Source organism: Picosynechococcus sp. PCC 7002, from assembly GCF_963860125.1.
Taxonomy (GTDB): Bacteria; Cyanobacteriota; Cyanobacteriia; order Cyanobacteriales; family MRBY01; genus MRBY01.
Window position 1 is genome coordinate 1,604,733 of record NZ_CAWLFA010000001.1, and the last position, 20,591, is coordinate 1,625,323.

The 20,591-nt window shown below is 51.1% G+C and carries 23 protein-coding genes; 13 read left to right on the forward strand and 10 right to left on the reverse strand.

The window, feature by feature from the left end:
- Positions 1-32 precede the first annotated feature (32 nt).
- The 4 genes from AACQ84_RS07740 (at position 33) to AACQ84_RS07755 (ending at position 1,754) form a co-directional block, all read left to right on the forward strand.
- The gene (locus AACQ84_RS07740) at positions 33-158 is read left to right on the forward strand and encodes a hypothetical protein (protein ID WP_254903503.1); all 126 of its coding nucleotides are present in this window, start codon (positions 33-35) and stop codon (positions 156-158) included.
- Positions 159-170: 12 nt separating this feature from the next.
- Complete coding sequence (locus AACQ84_RS07745) at positions 171-662, forward strand: YdcF family protein (protein ID WP_083764445.1); 492 nt, start codon at positions 171-173, stop codon at positions 660-662.
- 4 nt (positions 663-666) lie between these two features.
- Complete coding sequence (locus tag AACQ84_RS07750) at positions 667-1,077, forward strand: hypothetical protein (RefSeq protein ID WP_012307133.1); 411 nt, start codon at positions 667-669, stop codon at positions 1,075-1,077.
- 98 nt (positions 1,078-1,175) lie between these two features.
- A complete protein-coding gene (locus tag AACQ84_RS07755; protein ID WP_012307134.1) occupies positions 1,176-1,754 on the forward strand; it encodes a putative colanic acid biosynthesis acetyltransferase in 579 nt (192 codons plus the stop codon).
- On the opposite strand, the gene obgE is transcribed toward AACQ84_RS07755, so the two are convergent.
- Positions 1,717-2,781 carry a GTPase ObgE gene (gene obgE, locus AACQ84_RS07760; RefSeq protein WP_012307135.1) on the reverse strand — a complete coding sequence of 355 codons (1,065 nt, stop codon included), beginning with the start codon at positions 2,779-2,781 and terminating at the stop codon, positions 1,717-1,719. The genes AACQ84_RS07755 and obgE overlap by 38 nt on opposite strands.
- 153 nt (positions 2,782-2,934) lie before the next feature.
- Here obgE and AACQ84_RS07765 point away from each other — a divergent pair, with 153 nt between their 5' ends.
- The 6 genes from AACQ84_RS07765 to mreD all read left to right on the forward strand — a co-directional run bounded on the left by AACQ84_RS07765 (position 2,935) and on the right by mreD (position 7,221).
- Complete coding sequence (locus AACQ84_RS07765) at positions 2,935-3,393, forward strand: hypothetical protein (protein WP_012307136.1); 459 nt, start codon at positions 2,935-2,937, stop codon at positions 3,391-3,393.
- On the forward strand, positions 3,383-4,258 hold the full coding sequence (locus AACQ84_RS07770; RefSeq protein WP_012307137.1) for an ABC transporter permease: 876 nt from the start codon (positions 3,383-3,385) through the stop codon (positions 4,256-4,258). The genes AACQ84_RS07765 and AACQ84_RS07770 overlap by 11 nt, the downstream gene beginning before the upstream one ends.
- A gap of 51 nt (positions 4,259-4,309) precedes the next feature.
- Positions 4,310-4,579 carry a TIGR02450 family Trp-rich protein gene (locus AACQ84_RS07775; protein WP_012307138.1) on the forward strand — a complete coding sequence of 90 codons (270 nt, stop codon included), beginning with the start codon at positions 4,310-4,312 and terminating at the stop codon, positions 4,577-4,579.
- A gap of 236 nt (positions 4,580-4,815) precedes the next feature.
- The gene (locus AACQ84_RS07780; protein ID WP_012307139.1) at positions 4,816-5,865 is read left to right on the forward strand and encodes a rod shape-determining protein; all 1,050 of its coding nucleotides are present in this window, start codon (positions 4,816-4,818) and stop codon (positions 5,863-5,865) included.
- A gap of 32 nt (positions 5,866-5,897) precedes the next feature.
- Entirely contained in the window at positions 5,898-6,698 is an 801-nt protein-coding gene (gene mreC, locus AACQ84_RS07785) for a rod shape-determining protein MreC (protein WP_012307140.1), read from the forward strand.
- Complete coding sequence (gene mreD, locus AACQ84_RS07790; protein ID WP_071819467.1) at positions 6,679-7,221, forward strand: rod shape-determining protein MreD; 543 nt, start codon at positions 6,679-6,681, stop codon at positions 7,219-7,221. Before mreC ends, mreD begins: the two co-directional genes overlap by 20 nt.
- Here the strand turns inward: mreD and AACQ84_RS07795 are convergent.
- Positions 7,194-8,024, reverse strand: a complete 831-nt coding sequence (locus tag AACQ84_RS07795; RefSeq protein ID WP_099237296.1) for an HAD family hydrolase — start codon at positions 8,022-8,024, stop codon at positions 7,194-7,196. The genes mreD and AACQ84_RS07795 overlap by 28 nt on opposite strands.
- A 306-nt stretch (positions 8,025-8,330) precedes the next feature.
- Between AACQ84_RS07795 and AACQ84_RS07800 the strand changes: the two genes are divergently transcribed.
- Complete coding sequence (locus AACQ84_RS07800; protein WP_012307143.1) at positions 8,331-8,738, forward strand: hypothetical protein; 408 nt, start codon at positions 8,331-8,333, stop codon at positions 8,736-8,738.
- On the opposite strand, the gene AACQ84_RS07805 is transcribed toward AACQ84_RS07800, so the two are convergent.
- On the reverse strand, positions 8,735-9,298 hold the full coding sequence (locus tag AACQ84_RS07805; protein WP_012307144.1) for a Uma2 family endonuclease: 564 nt from the start codon (positions 9,296-9,298) through the stop codon (positions 8,735-8,737). The genes AACQ84_RS07800 and AACQ84_RS07805 overlap by 4 nt on opposite strands.
- 71 nt (positions 9,299-9,369) lie before the next feature.
- Between AACQ84_RS07805 and menD the strand changes: the two genes are divergently transcribed.
- Positions 9,370-11,109: a 2-succinyl-5-enolpyruvyl-6-hydroxy-3-cyclohexene-1-carboxylic-acid synthase gene (gene menD, locus AACQ84_RS07810; protein WP_012307145.1), complete on the forward strand. Its 1,740-nt coding sequence runs from the start codon at positions 9,370-9,372 to the stop codon at positions 11,107-11,109.
- On the opposite strand, the gene glgA is transcribed toward menD, so the two are convergent.
- The 6 genes from glgA to AACQ84_RS07840 form a co-directional block, all read right to left on the reverse strand.
- On the reverse strand, positions 11,106-12,542 hold the full coding sequence (glgA, locus tag AACQ84_RS07815) for a glycogen synthase GlgA (RefSeq protein ID WP_012307146.1): 1,437 nt from the start codon (positions 12,540-12,542) through the stop codon (positions 11,106-11,108). The two genes, menD and glgA, sit on opposite strands and share 4 nt — an antisense overlap.
- Before the next feature lie 71 nt (positions 12,543-12,613).
- On the reverse strand, positions 12,614-13,462 hold the full coding sequence (locus AACQ84_RS07820; RefSeq protein WP_012307147.1) for an alpha/beta fold hydrolase: 849 nt from the start codon (positions 13,460-13,462) through the stop codon (positions 12,614-12,616).
- A gap of 5 nt (positions 13,463-13,467) precedes the next feature.
- Positions 13,468-14,799 (reverse strand): ATP-dependent protease ATP-binding subunit ClpX, encoded by a 1,332-nt coding sequence (gene clpX, locus AACQ84_RS07825; protein WP_012307148.1) that lies wholly within the window; start codon positions 14,797-14,799, stop codon positions 13,468-13,470.
- A 41-nt stretch (positions 14,800-14,840) separates the two neighbouring features.
- Positions 14,841-15,497, reverse strand: a complete 657-nt coding sequence (clpP, locus tag AACQ84_RS07830; protein WP_030008130.1) for an ATP-dependent Clp endopeptidase proteolytic subunit ClpP — start codon at positions 15,495-15,497, stop codon at positions 14,841-14,843.
- A gap of 12 nt (positions 15,498-15,509) precedes the next feature.
- Positions 15,510-15,695, reverse strand: a complete 186-nt coding sequence (locus AACQ84_RS07835; RefSeq protein WP_143589346.1) for a hypothetical protein — start codon at positions 15,693-15,695, stop codon at positions 15,510-15,512.
- Positions 15,682-16,347, reverse strand: coding sequence for a hypothetical protein (locus AACQ84_RS07840; protein WP_012307150.1), 666 nt, complete (start codon positions 16,345-16,347; stop codon positions 15,682-15,684). The genes AACQ84_RS07835 and AACQ84_RS07840 overlap by 14 nt, the downstream gene beginning before the upstream one ends.
- A gap of 161 nt (positions 16,348-16,508) precedes the next feature.
- Between AACQ84_RS07840 and AACQ84_RS07845 the strand changes: the two genes are divergently transcribed.
- A complete protein-coding gene (locus AACQ84_RS07845) occupies positions 16,509-18,023 on the forward strand; it encodes a site-2 protease family protein (protein ID WP_041443501.1) in 1,515 nt (504 codons plus the stop codon).
- Here AACQ84_RS07845 and AACQ84_RS07850 read toward each other — a convergent pair.
- Positions 18,020-20,533 carry an O-antigen ligase family protein gene (locus AACQ84_RS07850; RefSeq protein ID WP_041443858.1) on the reverse strand — a complete coding sequence of 838 codons (2,514 nt, stop codon included), beginning with the start codon at positions 20,531-20,533 and terminating at the stop codon, positions 18,020-18,022. The two genes, AACQ84_RS07845 and AACQ84_RS07850, sit on opposite strands and share 4 nt — an antisense overlap.
- Between the last annotated feature and the right edge of the window lie 58 nt (positions 20,534-20,591).

The window sequence follows — 20,591 nt, forward strand, 5'->3', positions numbered from 1 at the left end:
GCATACTGGTTATCTTTATCAGCTAAATTGCAATGCCTCTCCGCCCAAAAACCTACCGCAAACTGTGGGTAATCTTTACTATCACGATCCTCATTTTTCTCATTGGGTTTATTCCTACCCGCCTCATTCTCGCCCAACTCCACGCACCGACCCCCTAAGCCATCCTGACCCTGGGCGGAGACTCTAGACGGGAAGCCTTCACCGCCTCCTTTGCCCAACAGCACCCAACCCTCGGCATTTGGGTGTCCTCCAGTATTCCGACCCCCCAGGCCACAGCCATTTTTCAACAAGCTGCCATTCCTGAGAACCGTCTCCACATCGATCACCGCGCCATCGATACCGTCACCAATTTCACCACCCTCGTCAAAGACTTTAGTGATCGCCATATCCAGCACGTTTACCTAATCACCTCTGATTTTCATATGCGTCGTGCCCAGGCGATCGCCTTCTTTGTTTTCGGCAGTCGCGGCATTATCACCACCCCCATCCCCATTCCCTCCAACCAACCTAACGAAACCCTCTGGCATGTCTCCCGTGATATCGGGCGAGCAATCCTCTGGATCATCACCGGCCGTACCGGAGTCAGCCTACATCCCCAGTTGGGAGCAGCATTTCCTTCAAGCAGCTGTACATATTTCACCAAGTCAGAAAGGTTAAAATGAAACCATGATAGGCTTTCTGGCGCTACTGCCCCGTGCCCTCACCACCTTTCTCTATGCCGTTGCTGCCCTCCTGAGGTTCTATGCCGACACCGACACAATCCCAATCCAACTCTTCCCCCTCACCATCCTCCAGTGGAGTTTCCTGGCGTTCGCGCTGGGGACAGCATCTCTCCTGGTTAATCTCGGCCTTGAGTGGCACTCTGGAAATCGAGCAAAGAACGAGAGAGCACGAGCAGAGGACGAAGCAAATCGAGAACGAGATCGAGCAAATCAAGAAAGAGAACGAGCGGCTCGCCGTGCTCGAATCCAAAATCGAGGCTTTATTCTCCAAACACGGTATCAACTTACCCCTGGCCGAGAAACCGGAGCAGCCCTAACCGATTTTCTCAGTTTTCTTCAGGAATATGGAGAGTAAAAAAGGCGATCGCCTTTTTTGTCTTCGGCCATTAAGACATTATCACCATCCCTGCCTTTGAATTTTCGCTCAATTTGCTCAATTTAAAGATTGCTGTTGTGAGTTTTATCCATCTCGACCGCTATACCACCGGAGACTATACTCCCGGCGCTTCCTTTCTAAGGCAACTCTTGTGGTTTTTTATCGGTGATCCTGTGGTGCGAACTCGATTGATTCCCCTATCCTCTTTTAAAGTTTGGGTATTGAGACGCTTTGGCGCCACCATTGGTCAAGGGGTGAGGCTTAAACCCGGCGTGCGCGTTAAATTTCCTTGGCGACTGACCATCGGCGATCATTGCTGGATTGGCGAAAATACTTGGTTTGATAACTTGGCACCAATTACCCTTGCTGACCATGTTTGTATTTCCCAGGATGTCTATCTCTGCACTGGTAATCACGATTGGAGCGACCCGAACTTTAAGCTAGTCACCGGTTCTATTCGCATTGAACAGGGCAGTTGGCTGGGGGCCCGCAGTAGTATTGCTCCTGGTGTCACCATCGGCGAAGGGGCGGTGCTTTGTTTAGGGAGTGTTGCCTTGCGATCGCTCGACCCGATGACTATCTATGGTGGTAATCCGGCGATCGCCTTAAAGCCCCGCATCATTCATCTGCAATGTGAAGACTTTCAAGATCCATGACTGAGGTTTCGGGTGCTTCATTTCGGCTGATCTCTTTGAGGTAGTCTAAGACGTCCCAAATCTCTTGTAGCAACTGTTCTAGACCAGTTCTGGATACCGCTGAAATGGTCAGAATTTTGGCGTCGGTCAGCCGCCGTAATTCCTCCGTGATGAAATCTGCAAATTCGTGATCGCCTGCATCGAGTTTATTGAGGGCAATGATCTGGGGGAGTTCTGGTAAACCGCGACCATAAGCTTCTAGTTCTCCCTGGATCGTTTCGTAATTTTTAATTGGATCTTCTGCATTGAGATCCACTAAATGCACCAAAACCTTCGTGCGCTCAATGTGACGTAAAAATTCATGGCCCAAGCCTACCCCTTGGTGTGCCCCCTCAATTAAGCCTGGAATATCCGCAAATACCGTGCCATCCCCTGTTGGCCGTTTCACCACGCCTAAATTAGGGATTAAAGTTGTAAACGGATAAGCGCCGATTTTGGGCCGAGCCGCCGACAACGCAGAGATTAGGGTCGATTTCCCGGCATTGGGGAGGCCGATAATGCCCACTTCTGCCAGTAATTTCAGCTCTAGGCGCAGTTGCTTGATTTCCCCTTCCAAACCGGGGAGAGCATATTCTGGGGCGCGGTTTTTATTGCTGAGAAAATGCTTGTTTCCCAGGCCTCCTTTACCGCCTTTGGCGACGCAAAAGATTTGTCCGTGGAAGACTAAATCACCAATTTCTTCGTCGGTTTCCCGGTCGTAAATTACCGTGCCACAGGGCACATCCACAATCAGGTCTTCCCCAGAAGCGCCAGTGCAATTATTGGGGCCACCCCGTTCGCCGTCCTGGGCTTTAAAGGTGCGGGCATAACGAAAATCGAGGAGGGTTTGCAGGTTTTCCTCTGCCCGAAAGATCACTGAACCTCCCCAGCCGCCATTACCCCCCGCCGGGCCACCAGCAGGCACGTATTTTTCGCGACGAAAGGCAACGATTCCATCTCCCCCTTTTCCGGCGATAACTTCAATTTCAGCGTGGTCAATAAATTGCATGGGAAATAGAATCTGGTGATTTTGGGCAATCAATTATTATACTCTGCTTTTCCGCCATCGGATGCGCCAGATCGGAACTGTAATCTAGCGGAAGTCTTGGGAAAAAAATAGAATTGTTATGCTAGAGGAAATTTTCGACATTGAGGGAAATCCATGGAACGACGCAGCATCATCGTAAGCTTTCTCGCGGGATGTTTATGGCTTTGTTTGGGGCTATTTCCCTTCAGCCAGGCCTTGGCCCTCACGCCGATTCAGTTGTCTGACTTGAGCTATGAGCGCTGTCCCGCAGAGATGCAGGGAATTGTGACCAGCGGCTCCAATGAAGATGCAAACTGTTTCATGATTAAAGGCAAAGCGAAAAACACATCGGGTAAATATATTGTTGATGCGGATGTGTTTGGGCGTATTTATGATGCCAATGGTTCGCCGACCTTTGAGAATCGTGGTCGTGTGGGCACCATTTTAGAAGTACCACCGGGCATTAGTGAGTTTCAGATCCCGGTATCGGTCGCCGCCAATCAGCCGGAACCCCTCCAACTGAAAAAATTTAAGGCGTCTGGGTTCACGTCCCGGGTGCGTCCTTTCTATTACGATAACGAGGATGTGGAATAAGACGCGCAGTTGGCAACGGTTTTACCGCAATCGTTTGGCGGTACTTGGGGGGATTGTCCTGGGGGCGATCGCCTTGTTGGTTTTTGGCCTACCGCTGATTTACCAGACCCCCATCGATGGCATTGACTTCGCCAGAAGTGCTCTTGCACCAAGCTGGGAACACCCTTTTGGCACCGATGACCTCGGACAGGATCAATTGGCGCGGGTGTTGTTTGGGGGGAAGGTTTCCCTGACTGTCGGGCTGGCTGCGATGGCTGTGGCGATTAGTTTAGGGACTGTGATTGGGGCGATCGCCGGCTTTTATGGTGGCTGGCTCGATCAATTGTTGATGCGTTTGACGGATCTATTTTTGTCCCTCCCCCAACTGCCAGTATTACTCCTGGTAGTCTATCTGTTTCGGGAATCCCTCCGGGCGATCGCCGGGGCAGAATGGGGCACCTTTCTCCTCGTGGTGCTGGTGAGCGGTAGCTTGAATTGGATGGCGATCGCCCGGTTAGTCCGCGCCCAATGTTTAACCCTCAAAAACCGAGAATTTGTGACCGCTGCCCAGGCCATGGGGGCCAATCCCCTCCGCACCCTCAGGACACATCTTTTGCCGAATCTGGTCAGTCTCATTGCCGTCGCCGCTACCCTGTCCGTGAGTAACGCGATTATCACCGAATCAACCCTCAGTTTCCTTGGTTTAGGGTTTCCGCCGGATATTCCGACTTGGGGGCGGATGCTGTATGATGCCCAAAATTTCGTGACCACAGCTCCCCACATGGCGCTATTTCCAGGCTTAGCGATTTTTTTGACGGTGCTCAGTTTAAATTACCTTGGCGATGGCCTCCGAGACGCCTTTGATCCGAAAAGCGCGTCCCACTAAGCTAGAATAAACGACCCCGATTTCAGGGTGTGATCGAGCATTAATTCAGCCATGGCGAAGAAACAAAAACAACGCTTTCCCCATCTCCTTGGGTCTAAATGGACCGCCAGCCAAAAGACTTTCGGTTGGCGACATTTCCAGGTGATGAACCGCCGCAATGAAGGGAAATGGGTGTTTGCCGAATTAGTATCCTCCTGTGACCCTGACACCCGATTTTGGATCAATGCCAAACAACTCAAGGATCAACGACTATGGGAAGCGGGCTGGAAAACCCTCGAAGAGATGAATCAGCCCCCCGAAGTCCCCTTCTGGCAAGATTAGTCATGGCGAATAAAATGCCCTGTAAAATTGGCGACAAATAGGCGATCGCCTTGATCTCTTGATCCCCACGGGAGCTGCCCATAGACGCTAGACGCCGGTGAACAAACATAATAAAATCCAAAAGTTATAATTTTTCGCTAAAGATCCGCCGACACAATACATCGATGTAAATCATGTAAATGTGTTCAAGGTTCAAAACCAGCTCAACACACAGCAGATAAGGGGTCAGCGTACAAGTGGGTTTATTTAGTCGCTTTTCATTTTCACGGGACATGGGTATCGATCTCGGTACCGCCAACACCCTTGTATACGTCTCTGGTAAAGGGATTGTCCTCCAGGAACCGTCTGTTGTAGCCATCAACAAAAATAACCAAGAAGTCCTGGCAGTCGGCCTAGAAGCCAAGCGCATGTTAGGGCGCACCCCCGACAATGTGATTGCCATTCGTCCCCTCCGGGATGGGGTAATTGCGGACTTTGACACCGCCGAGGCGATGCTAAAGCACTTTATTAAGCGGGTTCACGATAACCGCAATCCCCTGATTCGGCCCCGGATGGTGATCGGGATTCCCAGTGGGGTTACAGGGGTAGAACGGCGAGCCGTCGAAGAAGCAGCCAAAGAAGCCGGGGCCAGCGATGTTTATCTCATTGATGAACCCGTTGCCGCTGCCATTGGCGCAGGGCTACCCGTTTCTGAACCCACCGGTAACATGATCATTGATATTGGTGGCGGCACCACAGAAGTGGCCGTTTTAAGTTTACAGGGCACTGTTCTGAGCGAATCAGTACGGGTTGCAGGGGATGAACTCAGCGACTCGATTATGCTCTACATGAAAAAAGTCCACAATTTGGTCATTGGGGAGCGCACCGCCGAGGATATCAAAATTCAACTGGGGTCTGCCTATCCCACCGACGAAGAAGAGCCGATCATGGAAGTGCGTGGCTTACATTTGCTTTCCGGATTACCCCGCACCGTCACCATCAAGGCCCCTGAAATCCGTGAAAGTATGTCTGAACCGCTTTCGATCATCGTTGAAGCTGTGAAGCGCACCCTAGAACGAATTCCGCCGGAATTGGCGGCTGATATTATTGACCGGGGAATTATGCTGGCCGGGGGGGGCGCCCTGCTCAAGGGACTCGATACCCTGATTAGCCACGAAACAGGCATCGTTACCCACGTGGCGGCCAATGCTGAAAGCTGTGTTGCTTTGGGTACAGGTCGTGTTTTGGAAAACTTTAAAGATAAGGATATGGAGCGGGTCTTTAAGAGCCATACTCGCTACGAATAGCCTAGGATGGATTACATCGTTTTCTTGAGTGAATGTTAATGTTCCGCCGTTGGTGGCAACGCTATGGGATGACCTTAATTTTTATTGGGGTTGGCCTTTCGGCTGCTTTATTTTTGCGCCAGACCCAGGGAGGCGCAATTCAGGAATTTTATGGGCTTTTCTTCCGGCGTCAAGGCAATCTCACCGCCGCTGAAACGGAAATTTTGCTCCAGAACAGTAAGCTGCGGGAACTGCAAAATCGAGTCGAGGAACTCGAAGCCCAGAACCAACAGCTACAAGACTTGTTGGATTATCGACAAACACTCCAGACAGAGGCGATCGCCGCCCCGGTGATTGGTCGCAGTGCCGATGCCTGGTGGCAGCAGATTATTATCGGCCAGGGGAGTCAAGCTGGGATCAAAGTCGGGGACACCGTGACCGGCATCGGTGGACTCGTGGGCAGGGTGGTACAAGTTACCCCCCACAGTAGTCGCGTTGCTTTGGTGAGTGATCTCAACCAACAAGTGGGTGTGATGTTGTCCCGGAGTCGTTTTCAGGGTTATCTCCGGGGCCAGAACGACCCCCAACAGGCCCAGATGGTTTTCTATGAAAAAGTGCCGGATGTCGAAGTAGGGGATATGGTCACCACCTCAAATCTGAGTACCCTGTACGCCCCGGGTCTCCCCATTGGTCGCATTGCGGCAATCGATTTTAATGCGGGGCCAGCCCCCATCGCAACGGTGGAGTTAACGGTGCCGTTAGGGTCATTGGAATGGGTATTGGTGGCCCCTTTTGAGCCGAAGCCCCTAAATTTTGAGCTGCAACCGGAGCAAGATGTTTCGCAAACTCCCTAGGGGGGCATTGCCCTGGATCAATGGTTTGGTGAGCGTTGGCTCGCTGCTGCTGTGTACCCAGCTTTTGTTACTCCGCATTCCTGGGATGACAATCCTCGGTTTCAGTCCCCAGTGGCTTTTGATGTGGGTGATTGCTTGGAGTGTAAAGCGGGAGATGATTTATGCCCTCCTGGGGGCGATCGCCGCTGCTTGGATCCATGACAGCTTAATGGTGAGTGCCTTGCCTTCCCACCTTCCAGGCTTCGTGCTGGTCGCCTATTTTGTTTCCCGCTGGCGACAACAACGCTATCTCCAGGAAGACTTTATTATTCTGGCGCTACTGGTCTTCGTGATGACCCTAGCTGCAGAAGTGATTATGGCATTTCAATATCTGCTGTGGGGGTTGGGTTCCCCAGGGATGCTCTGGGGTGAACTGCAACGGATCGGCCTCGCAACGGCAATTTTAAGTAGCCTCTGGGCACCGCTCCTTTGTACGCCTCTGGTGCGTTGGTGGGATTACGTGAGAATGCTCGATAGGCAGTAGTGATGGCCCTGGGGCTTGGGAGAGTGACCATAGCGCTCCGCCAAAAAATGGGCCACAGAGAGAAGATCATTGCAATAATGATCGGGCTGATAGGTTTTGAGGTAAGCCGTATCACGAATGCCACAGGTCACGGCGATCGCCGGAATATTCATATTTTTTGCGGCGATGATATCTGCTTCGGTATCGCCCACCATGAGCCATTGATCGCTTAGTTCTCCCTGTTCGGCGATCGCCTCCTTGAGGAGGGCAGTTTTCACATCCACATTGTTCACATAGGCCGTGTGGCGATCATCACTACCGTAAATCCCACTAAATAGACGTTTTAGGCCATATTGATCGAGCATTTTCCGCACCTGCTGTTCTTCCCGGAGCGTCACCAGTACTAATTTCACTCCGTAGGAATGGAGTAAGGCCAGAGACCAGTTCACGCCCCCCTGCATTTTGTCGAGGTGGAGTAGGGCTTCATCGTTGACGATGGTGCGGACATGGTCGAGGAAAAAGGCAATTTGCTCTTCTTGGAGTCCGGACTGCATCGCAATTTCGATATCACTGACCCGTTGGCGCTTCATTTGCCAAAATTGGTCTTTGCCGAGGTATTTGAGGGGAATGGCGATGCCCTGTTGGGCGTAAATCTGTTGCGTATGCTGGAGAGCGGCTTGGTATGTACCATAGTATCGCTCCGAAACATCGACCAATGGCCCATCGAAGTCACAAAATAGCGTCAAACGGAGACGTCTTGCGGTGGGAGAGTTCATAGTTTGAAAACGGGCAGCGGTTCTCTGGAACAAGCCTGGGATACTCATGGTGCTTTTCGGTCAATGCTCTATCTTTAGCATGATTTACTTTTGTGGTTTTGTTGTCTGCGTCACACATTTATTGGTGATTTGTAGACTTGTTTATAAATTTGGATAACTTACTTAAACTTTCTTTACAATAGCAAATTTTTATCGAAACAGCGGTAGAAAAAACCGTCGGAATGATGAAAAAATTAGGGGTTGATGATAAACGAAGCTGAATAGTAATGGCGATCGCCTTTTGGGGGCCGGGAAGAAAATCCCAGGGAATGCCACAATAAACAGAGATTTTTAAAGAGAGAGGCCCAAAGTACCATGGCTCAGCTAGAGAAATTGATTCAGATGGCGGAAAATGAACTGACAGAATACAGTACCGACGCCCGCAAGATTGAAAAGTTGCGCCGCAAATTTGCGTTTATGTTGAATCCTCGACAACAGCAGCAAATTAAGGATGAACTTTTGGCCCAGATGCCCCAGGGATTTTTCGGAAAAATGGTGTTGGAAAATCGACAGACAGTCGCTTTACCTTTTTGGGGCATTGCGGGTTTGGGTTTACTGTTCGGCATTTCCCTCCAGCAGCCCCTTGATTTCCTCGCTCCGGCGATCGCCCTGCCCGCTGCGATTCAAATTCAACGCTGGGGCTGGCAACTAGAAGCAAAGCGGTTGGTTTTGCAAACCCTTGACGATCTCGAAGCCCGCGCCAAAAATCCGACGGCATCTTAAATGCAGCTTTCGAGACTGGTGCCCCGATACAGTTCTGATATGGGCATTTCAAGGTTGATGCTGGTGAGCTTGACCGGATCAATCGTCCGGTAAATTTGATTCGTCCAATCCTGGGGCGATCGCCGCCAGACCTCTACTTCCTGTTGCGTTTGGGAAATCAAAACATACTCTTCTAAGGTCGTAATCCGTTGATAATCTTGGAATTTTTCTGTGCGGTCAAAGTTCTCTGTGGCTGGAGATAAAACCTCAAGGATTAACTTGGGAAATTGTTTTACATAGCGATTTTGTTGATCCCTGGGGTCGCAAGTGACAAAAGCATCAGGATAATAAAAAAACTGGTCTCGATAATTAACTTTTACGTCCCCCGCAAAAAATCGGCATGGGCCATCCCGGAGATGCAAATTAAGGGCCGTTAAAAAATTAATGGCAATGCGACTATGGTCATCACTACCACTGGCCATCGCATAAACTAATCCCTGGCGATACTCATGGCGAATTGTGCTTTCGGACTCAAGTTCGAGGTATGCCTGGGGGGAAAAACTAGAGGGTAAAGCAATCATGCCAAAAGACTGAAAATCAGTGCTTTAATTGTACCCTGGTTGATTTGGGAGCATAGTTTAGCACGGAAGGTATGGGTCTAGATTTTAGTAATCTTAATAGTCTCTGGGCGGGTGTGATGGTAGAAACCCTCGCGCGCCTAGGTTTGCAATCGGCAGTGATTTGTCCTGGATCCCGCTCTACGCCCCTCACCGTTGCCCTGGCCCGTCACCCCCAGATTAAAACGATCCCGATTTTAGATGAACGCTCGGCGGCGTTTTTTGCCCTGGGTTTAGCGAAAAGTTCTGGTTTACCGACGGTGCTGGTCTGTACGTCGGGGACAGCGGGGGCCAATTTCTATCCAGCGGTGATCGAAGCCTACCAAAGTGCGGTGCCTCTGATTATCTTCACAGGCGATCGCCCCCCGGAATTGCGGGATTGTCATTCGGGGCAAACCATTGACCAGATCAAGTTATTTGGAAATTTTGCCCAGTGGTTTAGTGAAATGGCGACGCCCCTGGGCACCGTTGAAATGTTGCGCTATGCCCGACAAACCATGGTGCAAGCTTGGCGGCGATCGCAGTTTCCCCAGAAAGGAGTCGTGCATCTCAATTGTCCGTTTCGGGATCCCCTTGCCCCCCTTGCCGATGGCTCAGTGACGCACCTCAAAGATGTGCTCAAGGCGGATTTTTTTGCCGGGATTCAGCCCCTGGAAAAGGCAGAATTTTCTGCGGATATTTTGCCCACGGAAGCTTGGAAAAATTATGCCCGGGGGCTAATTATTGCTGGGGTGAATCAGCCCGATGATCCCGATGTATATTGTCAGGCGATCGCCCAGTTGTCGGGTTATTTGAGTTTTCCGGTTTTAACCGAAGCCCTCTCCCCCGTGCGGAATTATGCCCATTATTTTCCCCAGGGTTTAGTCATCACCTACGATTTTATTTTGCGGGATCAAAACCTAGCAGAAACCCTCAAACCAGAAATTGTGATTCAAATTGGCGCTTTACCCACCAGTAAAATTTTGCGAGCCTGGCTCGAAGCACAGCAGATTCAAACCTATATCTTGAGCGAGCGGGCCGATAATTTTGACCCCCTCCATCGTCCCCACCAATATCTCGCCGTTAATCTTCGCACCATGAAGTATTTGGGGATCTTTCCCGACAACGAAAAAGGTTTGCCCTACTTGGATCTATGGCAGACCCAAGATGCAAAAATTCGCGCCAAATTAGCCGCAGTTTTCCAGGCAGAACAAAATCTCAACGAAGCGGCGATCGCCTACTGTTTAGCCAGAGCGTTACCAGAGGAAACAGCTATTTTCTTTGCCAATAGCATGGTGGTGCGCTATGCCGAATTTTTCTGGCAGTTGAATGATCAACAAATTTTGCCCTACTTCAATCGGGGGGCCAATGGCATTGATGGTACCCTATCAACGGCTTTGGGCATTGCAGAGAATCATTCGCCTGCTGTGTTACTGACGGGGGATCTCGCTCTCCTCCACGATATCAATGGCTTTTTGACATTATCAAAATTTACTGGCTCCCTGACGATTATTGTGATCAATAACCAAGGCGGCGGCATCTTTGAAATGTTACCCATCGCCGAAGAAAAAGATATTTTTGAGGATTATTTTGCGACGCCCCAAACCGTTGAATTTTCTAAAGTATGCGATTTATATGGCATTGAATATCAGGCGATCCAAACCAAAGCTGATCTGATGCAAACCTGTGCTATCTTGCCACCCAGGGGAGTACGGCTATTGGAAGTCAAAACAAACCGTAACCAAGCGATGACTTGGCTGAAAGATTTATTCCAAGGTTTTCAAAGTCATTTTTAAATGGCGTGTTTTTTCACTAAATAGGTGATTTTTTCGGCTTCATCGGTCGTTAATTCCGGAGCTTCTTTAATGCTTTGGCGGTACATCTTGAGATATTCCCCGGCAGATTTGTACCAACTAAAGTCATGGCTCATGCCTCGTCTTTGTAGTTCAGCCCAGTCTTTTTTGTAGCGGAAACTTTCCCAAGCCCGCACCATGCAGGTGTACATATCCAGCGGTTCGTAGCGGTCAAAACTAAAGCCTGTCCCGGTTTGGTGAATCGGATCATGGAAAGAGACCGTATCCACCAAACCCCCGGTGCGCCGCACAATCGGTACAGAACCGTAGCGCATCGCCATCATTTGACTAATGCCACAGGGCTCAAAGCGTGACGGCATCAAAAAGACATCGGATCCAGCGTAAATCCGGCGGGAGAGGGCATCATTATAGAGCAGTTGCACGGACATCCGCCCCTTAAAGCGGTAGGCAGTCTGCCAGAGTTGGGTTTCGTAGTGGCGATCGCCAGTGCCGAGGATAATGAGCTGGGCGTCAGTGTATGCCATAAACTGCTCCAGGATATTTAGCAGCAGATCAATGCCCTTTTGTTCCACTAAGCGGGTGACCATCGCCATCAAAAAAGCCTTGGAGTTGACCTCTAGCCCCGTTTCTTCTTGGATAATCACTTTGTTGGCGGCCCGATCCTCAAGATTAGTCGTAGAAAATTGCTTCACCAGGGCTTGATCGTTAGAAGGATTATAAAGTTCTACGTCAATACCATTCACGATGCCGCGACTTTTGCCACTGATCCAAGACAACAAACCCTCTAATTTTTCACCATAGACTTTGGTTTGGATTTGTTGGGCATAGGTGGGAGATACGGTGTTCACCTGATCGGCAAACATCAGCGCCGAAGCCATCACGTTATCACCATCCATATACCAGGGACACCAAGTATTGCGCTCCAGGAAACCCCGCCAAGGCCCTTGGTAGGCTAAGTTGTGGATCGTAAACACCGTACTGATATCCGGCGATTGGTGCATCCATACCGGAATCATGCCCGTGTGCCAGTCGTGACAGTGGGCGATCTGGGGTTTCCAGTGGTTCCACATAAATTCAGCGGCCCCATTGGCAAAAAAGGTAAAGCGCCAAAATTCATCCTGCCCACCATAAATATGCCGTCCATCAAAGGCGGGATGGCCAAACAGATAAAGGGGGACATCGGTGTTGGGCAACACAGTTTCATAAACGGCAAAAGTATTGAACATCGCACTGCCCCACCAAACGGGTTCTGCAGGGATGTCGAGTTTGTCGTTGAGAAAGCCGTAATAGGGTAAGAAAATTCTCGCGTCATGTCCTAACTGCCGTAAAACTTTAGGCAGTGATCCCACCACATCTCCCATGCCTCCAGCTTTAGCGATGGGAGCAGCCTCGGCAGAAACAAACAAAATACGCATCAGAATTTTCTCGTCAATTTTTGATGTTCTGTTAGAGCGTATCATTCTTTGAGGGATCCCAAGAATAAATACTATCCGGGAATTTTGTCCCTAAGAAATTGCTGGATTTCGGCCTGATAAAGGTGGGGATTTTCGAGCATCGGGAAGTGTCCCACCTGGGGTATTTCAATGTACTGAAAGTTTGGGTTAAGGGCGATCGCCCTTTTCGCCATGGCCGCCGGAATAATTTGATCTTTTTCCCCGGCGAGGAACAGGGTCGGACATTGGATATTGCGAAATGCCTGGGGCAAGCGGGTCACCATCATTTCATTCACCGAAGCTAGCAGGGTGCCAGCGGCGGCGCGATTATCAGCGCTCAAAAAATCCTCCAGGAATTGCCGCCGTTCTGTGGGCGCAATTGGTTGCTGCAAAAAACGGGCGATCGCCAACCGATCCAGCCCCGGTACCTGACGCAACCACGGAAACCGTAGGCGCACAATGGTGCCAGCAATTTTCTGAAACGTCCCAAAGGCGCGGGCATCATATTCAAAAATCCCGTTGCAGTTCAAAATGGCCCGGTCTAGGCGTTGGGGAAACTGCGCCGCAAAAATTGCCCCGATGGAAGCCCCCATGGAATGGGCATTGAGAATCATTTTGCCGTTGATGTCTAACTGCCGCAGCAGTACTTCTAGATCCAGAGCATAATCGTCTAGGGCATAGTCACCACTGTAATCGACGGGGAGCTCAGAACGACCAAAGCCCCGCAGGTCATAGATCAGACAGTGGAAAGATTCACTGAAGGCCGTGGCAGTGCTGCGCCAATAATGGCTCGACCCGCCCCAACCGTGGACAAATAACATCACTGGTTTGGGAAGATCGCGGCCCCCGCAACAAATCCATTCGTAATAGTGGGGGACTCCCCGCACCTGGGCGATCGCCATTGGCCCTAAGCAGATTCTGGTTTGGGTAAGGAGGACGGATGGAGTAACAACTCAGCTGTGGAGCGTTTTTCGACCATTTCCGGTGTAATCGTGCAGCGGTTGACATCCTTACGGGAAGGCAGTTCGTACATCACATCGAGCATTAATTCTTCGACAATGCCCCGGAGCGCCCTGGCTCCGGTTTTGCGGCGGTAAGCTTCCTGGGCGATCGCCCGGATGGCCGTGGGTTCAAACTCTAACTGCACACTGTCCATCTTCAGTAGTTTTTTGTATTGCTTGACGAGGGCATTCTTCGGTTGGGTCAAAATTTCAACTAGCGCTTCCTCATCGAGGGGACTGAGGGACGCAATCACCGGAATCCGCCCGATAAACTCTGGAATCATCCCGTACTTAACGAGATCCTCTGGAGAAAGATGCTGGAGTAATTCAGCGGTACGTTGTTCCTTGGCACTGCCCTCTTCCCCGGGCCGCACAAAGCCCATACTTTTTTTGCCGACCCGCCGCTCAATCACCTTATCAAGACCGACAAAGGCTCCACCACAAATAAATAAAATATTGCGAGTATCAATTTGAATGCAGTCCTGGTACGGGTGCTTTCTGCCTCCCTGGGGCGGCACATTGGCGACGGTACCCTCCAGCATTTTCAACAGGGCCTGTTGTACCCCTTCCCCAGACACATCACGGGTAATGGAGGGGTTTTCACTTTTGCGGGCAATTTTATCGATTTCGTCAATGTAGATAATCCCCCGCTGGGCTTCGGCCACATCGAGATCGGCCACCTGTAGAAGACGCAGCAAAATATTTTCGACATCTTCGCCCACATAGCCCGCCTCGGTGAGGGTCGTGGCATCGGCAACGGCAAAGGGCACATCAAGGATCTTCGCGAGGGTCTGGGCGAGGAGGGTTTTACCGCATCCCGTTGGCCCGATCAAAAGAATATTGGATTTGTGGAGTTCAATGCCATCGGCGACGGGATCGGCGTCGTCGTCTTCCATCAAACTCAGGCGCTTGTAATGGTTGTAGACAGCCACGGAAAGGACTTTTTTTGCTTCGTCCTGGCCGATGACATGTTCGTCGAGGTAATGCTTAATTTCCCTGGGTTTGGGAATGTCTTCAAAGTTGATTTTTTCGGGGGGAGCCTTGGGGGGATTTTTTTCAGGCGATCGCCCCATCCCCATGCCCGCTGCATTTTCCATCAGCTCCTCATCGAGGATTTCGTTACACAGCTCGACACATTCGTCACAAATATAGACCCCTGGCCCAGCAATGAGCTTTCTAACCTGTTCTTGGGACTTACCACAAAAGGAACATTTGAGATGGGAGTCGTATTTAGACATGGGTTTTGGAGTAGGGCCTCTGGATAACGTGAGCGATGGGGTTAAGCGGCGTTCGGGGCGATCACTTGGTCGATCAAACCATACTGGCAAGCCTCTTCAGCGGACATATAGAAGTCCCGCTCGGTATCTTCTGCCACCTTATCAAAGGGTTGACCCGTATGATCAGCGATCAACGTATTTAATTTATCTTTGATGTAGAGGATTTCCTTGGCTTGAATTTCGATATCCACCGCTTGGCCTTGGGCACCACCGAGGGGTTGGTGAATCATAATCCGAGAACTGGGCAGGGCCATCCGCTTACCCTTGGTGCCTCCTGAGAGGAGAAAAGCGCCCATACTGGCAGCGATGCCGTAGCAAATGGTCACCACATTGGGACGAATCTGTTGCATGGTGTCGTAAATCGCCATCCCTGCATAAACGGAACCACCGGGGGAGTTGATGTAGAGTTGGATGTCTTTATCGGCATCTTCGGCGTCTAAAAAGAGCAACTGGGCCACCACAGAGTCAGCAACGGTGTCATCAATGGCGGTACCGAGGAACACAATCCGTTCCCGCAGGAGACGGGAGTAAATATCGAAGGCCCGTTCTCCCATGCCAGATTGTTCGACAACCATCGGCACCACCGTCCCACCCATGGAGTAGCTGTAGGGGACGGCTTGGCTAGAAAGGTGTTGATAGGAGGTAGTTGATTGAACCATGGAAGCTCGATGCTAATGTTTTGGGGGATGAACAGGAAAAATCAGGGGCAGACCTTGATGACCGTTGGGTGAGGCCGGGCAATGATTTCCCACATAGCCTTTATTATATAGTCGCATTGCCTGAGATGGGAGCCACCAGCAGAGGGCGATCGCCCCTTGGTCGATTTCACTAAGATCGGCCGCTTTAGAGATGGACAAGGGGTTGGGCCTGGGACAAGGCGATCGCCTGTTGTAATTTGGGGTAGGCCCCTGTTAGATAACCTGTCCCCCGGAGAAAACCCGTATTCGCAGCGGGCAGCAAATATTTCAAAGGCTGATTTTCAAAGATTTCGATTAACTTTTCGATGCCTTTGAGTTGGCGGCCCCAGTGGAAAGTTTTGGCGGTGCGCAGGGCGAGAATTTCACCCTTTTGGTTGGGGAGGAGATGCCGCCCCGTGAACAGACAGCCTCCCCATTGGCCATAATAGAGACAGGAAGCACCAGGGGAAAATCCGGGTGTCCAAATGCCGCGAAAATCACCATCCTGCCAATCATCCCGAAAGGGCGTCACGTCAGCCTCTGGTATCAGGTAGGCTTCTTGCTCTTGGATCACAATCGCACAACCGAGGGCCTGTTGAATTTTCGCGACTTGGTTACTGATGGCGGCCCGCTGGGTGATGTAGAGGGTTTTGACGCCGCCCTGGGCCTGCAAAAAGTTGAGGGTTTCTGGGTGCCAAGGGGGACAATCAACCAACAGACCACCACCGGCTTTTGCGATAAAGTAGGCTGTGCCACCGAGGGTTTCTCGATTAGGGGCAAAGGCGTAGATGTCTTCAAAAAGTTTGCGGGGCGGTTTGGGGGGAGTCTGCACGGGGGGAGTCCCTACTCATGTTGAAATGTTAAACAGTCGCTACCATTGTTGCATTGGGGTGAGGTTTCGACAATTTTCTCTCTAGGGGCGATCGCCACAAAGCAGGGGCAATCATTTTGCTTGTGCCACACATTTTCTAGTAAGGATTCAATTGAAAGTTCATGGAAGTTTGGCTGCTTTTCTTCGTTATGGGGGTGTTGACCTATGCCCTCATCCGCCGCACTGTACCACCAGAAAATAAAGCACCATTAAGCTTACTCTGGCTGGTGATGATGTTGCCTGCTTCCGCCTGGCTAGTCTGGATTTTAATTTTTGGGGCGACCCAGCCGATGCCCTTGTTGCTGATGTTGCCACTGTTGATCCTTTCGCCGTTTATGTATTGGAGTTTGTTGGACTGGGGTAAACCCAAACCGGACGAATCTTCTGACCCCAGCCCGCCACCCGCTGCACCCCAGACCCCAAGCTTAGATTTAGAAAAATTAGACCAAGCTTCTGCCCTGAAAAAGGAAGGCTCTAAGCTCCGCCCGATCAGTACCAAGGAAGAAAAAGCACTCCGGGATTGTTTTCCCTGGGGGGTTTATTATCTCCAGAATATTGACTACTATCCCCAGGCGATCCTCTGTCGGGGCAAGTTGCGGGCGGTCCCCCAGGAAGCCTACCAAACGATTCGGGAAAATATCGAACAGCTCTTTGGCGATCGCTTTATTGTGGTCTTCCAAGAAAGTCTGCGGGGGCAACCGTTTTTTGCCCTTGTTCCCAACCCTTGGAAAGCGGCCCAACAATCCCAAACCAAAGAGGAACCCCTAACGCGCCCGGATTTGGCGATCGCCTTGGTGTTAATTACTTTATTTACCACCACCGTGATGGGTTTGGAATTGCAGGGAGTGGCTCCGGAGGTGATCCAACAGAACCCGAGCATGCTTTGGCAGGGCTTACCCTATGGTCTGCTGTTAGTCGCAATTCTCGGTTGCCATGAACTGGGCCATTACGGTGCGGCGGCCTATTACAAAATTAAAACGACGCTCCCCTATTTCGTCCCGATTCCCTTCTTTATCGGTACCCTGGGGGCCTATACCCAGCGGAAATCCCCCATTCCCCATCGCCAAGCTTTGTTTGATTTTGCGGTGGCAGGCTCTTGGGTGGGGATGCTCCTGACCCTGCCTTGTTTGTGGGTGGGCCTGGGCTTGTCCCAAGTGGTACCCTTGCCAGAGGAATCAACGCTGTTGGCCTTTAATGAGTTTAATCCAAGGTTTTCTCTCCTCCTGGGACTGATGAGCCGTTTGGCCCTAGGAAGTCAGTTCACCCCGGACATGGCCCTGGATTTACACCCGGTGGCGATCGCCGGTTATGTGGCCCTGATGTTGGGGAGCTTGCAACTCCTACCCATCGGTCAATTGGATGGTGGTTTGATGACCCATGCCGTTTTTGGCCAACGGACGGCGAGCATTATTGCCCAGGTGACAAGGATTTGTATGATTGCGATCGCCTTTGTGCAGCCGAATTTTCTCTTCCTGGCGATTTTCGCCCTGCTGATGCCTATCGCGAACCAGCCCGCCCTTAACGATGTGACGGATTTGGACAATCGCCGCGACCTGTTGGGGATGTTTACCCTGGTTTTTGTGGCGTTAATTTTCTTGCCGTTACCCGCTGGCTTGAGTAATTGGCTCAATTTTTAGGGGTTAATTTCCGTTTTGAGGGTTGCATAAAGACTGTCCCTGAGGGGCTGTAATTGCAAGTCAAACCGAGGTTTATAGACAACGGACGGGAAAAATTCGCCGAACCAGGTGTTAATTGCGAGGTTTTCGCTCACCGTCCAAAAATCCGTGGGATTGTCCCCGTCAATGTGGCGACTGTTCACATTAAACCCGCTGCGCTGGCGACGGTACTGGAGGACTGGGGCACCGACGCGAATCCAAGTGGCAAAATCTGGACTATTGGCCATGGTGGCTAAAAATTCTTGCCGTTGTTGGTCGGTGAGGGGCTGTTGGGGCGAAACCCTAGCCCAGGCTTCCTCTAGAAGTTCTAAGCGTTTTTCTGGGTTTTCCCAGGTGGCTTGCAACAGGGCGATCGCCGTTTCCTGACCCAGGGCCTCCCGACCGGGGAGTAAACTGAGGGCCGTGGCGTCGAAATATTGCCGAAATTCCGTTTCGGCCAGGGCAAAATCCCCAATCCACCAGGCGATGCCACCCCGACAGCGATGTAACAACGGATCATCGGGATATTGCGCCAGTAGCTGTTCGTAGTGACCCATCACCCGCGCCACCACCGCTGGATAAAGCTCTCCCAAGCCCCCGCCTCGCCAAATGGGACTGGTGATAAATGGGGGATCACGAAGAATTTCTAAGGCGATCGCCTCGACCGCAAGATCTGTTTTGTCCTGGGCCAACAAACTTAACCCCAACCCGTAGAAAATGCCTCGTTTCGCGGGCACAAGCTGGGCCGATTGGTAAAAATCCGCCGTTGCTAGATTGGGTTCATTGTTGGCGATGTGGAGCCAGGCCACGTTGCTGCGGCCAAATTCCCGGTAGGGAGATGCTTGGTTGCCCTGGTCAAACCATTGGATCGCCTCCTGGAGATAGTGTTGCCGTTGTTCTAAGTCTGTGGTCTGGAGAGCTAATTCTCCGAGGTTCCAACCCAACTGATAGGAATAGTAAGGTTCCCAGGGAGCGAGGTCATGGGCGGCGGTCAAATTTTCCACAAAACGGTCATAATCAGGGGTTTCCTGGCGCAATGCTAAAAATCCGGTGCTGGATCGCTCCCAGGCGGCTTGGATCGGCGCTAACCAGATGGCAACGGCACCGTAAATTCCCACTAGGCCGAGAGCGACGAGACGGGGTTTTCCTAAAAATTTTTCTGGGTTTGGCTGGAACGGGAGAGATATTTGGGGTTGATCTTGACGGGCGATCGCCGCGAGCAGGGCCACCAGAATTGTAATGATGCCGCTAATGGCCACATTATCCAGTTGATAATCGGTCCAACTCAAGGCCCAATAGCCGACTAGCCCGGTATAAATACTGCCCAACAAAATGCGGTCTTCCCGTGCCATCCCTTTAACATGGCCCCGCAGTCGCCAGAGGATCACCCCCAGAAAAACAATCGAACCAAAGAACAAACCCAAGCCCCAGATGCCCATTTCCGCCCAGAGTTGCACCGGGGTACTGTGGAGTTGATAAATGATTTCCGAAAGGCGACCCGCTGTGATTGGGCGGTAATTTTGATACAACAAGAACGCATTTCCTAAACCAGCCCCCGTCCACCAATGGTCGAGACCCATGGCCCCACCCACCTGGGCATTGACCCAACGGTAATTTAATTCCCCAAATTCCCCCTGCAAAATCGGCACCACGAGATTGTAGAGGCGGTTATTGGTCAGCACAAAAATCCCTAAAACCCCTGTGGAAATGATTCCCGCCAGCACTAAGTAAAATTTGCGAATCTGACTAAACCCCCAAGCAAACCCGAAGGCCACCACCGAGGCGATCGCCAACCCAAGCCAACCCCCCCGAGAGCTCGTGGTATAGAGATCTACCGCCCCAATCACCCCCCCCGTCAGCCAAAGCCAGCGCCGCCAATCCCGATGTAAAATCGCCAAGCCCAGGAGGGTTGGTAAACAAAGAATCAGATAACCGGCCACATAATTTTGGTGACCCAAGGGAGCCCAGTTGCGCAGTTCCAGCAGCGAAAAATCAAACTGTTGCACCGCCCCATCAACGCCCAAATCCCGGAGCCGCTCAATTTCCGGCAAAAATGTCCGACTCAGCCACAGCGCCAAACTAAAAGCAACGAAGGCCAAACTTAAATATCCTTGTCCCAAAAATAATCGATAACGACCAGTCACACTATTCAGCCAACGACTAATGGGGTAGAGCGCGGCGATAAACCCTAAACAGGCCCAGGCTTGCCAGCGGGCTTGCTGGGGAAATTCTGCCCCCAGGGTGGAAATCCCCAAGCTGATTAAAATTGCAATTAGACCCTGATCAAACCCGTTGCCCAACAGATAGAGGCGGCGGTTATCCCATAGCTGCACCAAAAACCACAACAAAGGACAGAACAGACCCACCTGCCACACAAACACCCATGACCAGGCCACCATCATGCTATGGCTATCGGGAATGAGGCTAAAGAGAATGTAAAAAAAAGCGGTGAAGTAGGCCAATAAAGGGGCTGGAGACTTAGAAGCAGACATAGAACAAGGGTTAAAAAACTTCGGGAAATGGCAGCCTTTCCCATTAAATCCCATTTTC

What these genes read in the sequence shown, in the direction of transcription:
- AACQ84_RS07820 (WP_012307147.1), bottom strand. Translation starts at nt 13,462, where the DNA reads ATGGCGATCGCCCAGGTGCGGGGAGTCCCCCACTATTACGAATGGATT.
- mreD (WP_071819467.1), top strand. Translation starts at nt 6,679, where the DNA reads ATGTTTCGCAAACTCCCTAGGGGGGCATTGCCCTGGATCAATGGTTTG.
- AACQ84_RS07770 (WP_012307137.1), top strand. Translation starts at nt 3,383, where the DNA reads ATGTGGAATAAGACGCGCAGTTGGCAACGGTTTTACCGCAATCGTTTG.
- obgE (WP_012307135.1), bottom strand. Translation starts at nt 2,781, where the DNA reads ATGCAATTTATTGACCACGCTGAAATTGAAGTTATCGCCGGAAAAGGG.
- glgA (WP_012307146.1), bottom strand. Translation starts at nt 12,542, where the DNA reads ATGCGTATTTTGTTTGTTTCTGCCGAGGCTGCTCCCATCGCTAAAGCT.
- AACQ84_RS07850 (WP_041443858.1), bottom strand. Translation starts at nt 20,533, where the DNA reads ATGTCTGCTTCTAAGTCTCCAGCCCCTTTATTGGCCTACTTCACCGCT.
- menD (WP_012307145.1), top strand. Translation starts at nt 9,370, where the DNA reads ATGGGTCTAGATTTTAGTAATCTTAATAGTCTCTGGGCGGGTGTGATG.
- AACQ84_RS07740 (WP_254903503.1), top strand. Translation starts at nt 33, where the DNA reads ATGCCTCTCCGCCCAAAAACCTACCGCAAACTGTGGGTAATCTTTACT.
- clpP (WP_030008130.1), bottom strand. Translation starts at nt 15,497, where the DNA reads ATGGTTCAATCAACTACCTCCTATCAACACCTTTCTAGCCAAGCCGTC.
- clpX (WP_012307148.1), bottom strand. Translation starts at nt 14,799, where the DNA reads ATGTCTAAATACGACTCCCATCTCAAATGTTCCTTTTGTGGTAAGTCC.
- AACQ84_RS07795 (WP_099237296.1), bottom strand. Translation starts at nt 8,024, where the DNA reads ATGAGTATCCCAGGCTTGTTCCAGAGAACCGCTGCCCGTTTTCAAACT.
- mreC (WP_012307140.1), top strand. Translation starts at nt 5,898, where the DNA reads ATGTTAATGTTCCGCCGTTGGTGGCAACGCTATGGGATGACCTTAATT.
- AACQ84_RS07845 (WP_041443501.1), top strand. Translation starts at nt 16,509, where the DNA reads ATGGAAGTTTGGCTGCTTTTCTTCGTTATGGGGGTGTTGACCTATGCC.
- AACQ84_RS07805 (WP_012307144.1), bottom strand. Translation starts at nt 9,298, where the DNA reads ATGATTGCTTTACCCTCTAGTTTTTCCCCCCAGGCATACCTCGAACTT.
- AACQ84_RS07800 (WP_012307143.1), top strand. Translation starts at nt 8,331, where the DNA reads ATGGCTCAGCTAGAGAAATTGATTCAGATGGCGGAAAATGAACTGACA.
- AACQ84_RS07765 (WP_012307136.1), top strand. Translation starts at nt 2,935, where the DNA reads ATGGAACGACGCAGCATCATCGTAAGCTTTCTCGCGGGATGTTTATGG.
- AACQ84_RS07750 (WP_012307133.1), top strand. Translation starts at nt 667, where the DNA reads ATGATAGGCTTTCTGGCGCTACTGCCCCGTGCCCTCACCACCTTTCTC.
- AACQ84_RS07775 (WP_012307138.1), top strand. Translation starts at nt 4,310, where the DNA reads ATGGCGAAGAAACAAAAACAACGCTTTCCCCATCTCCTTGGGTCTAAA.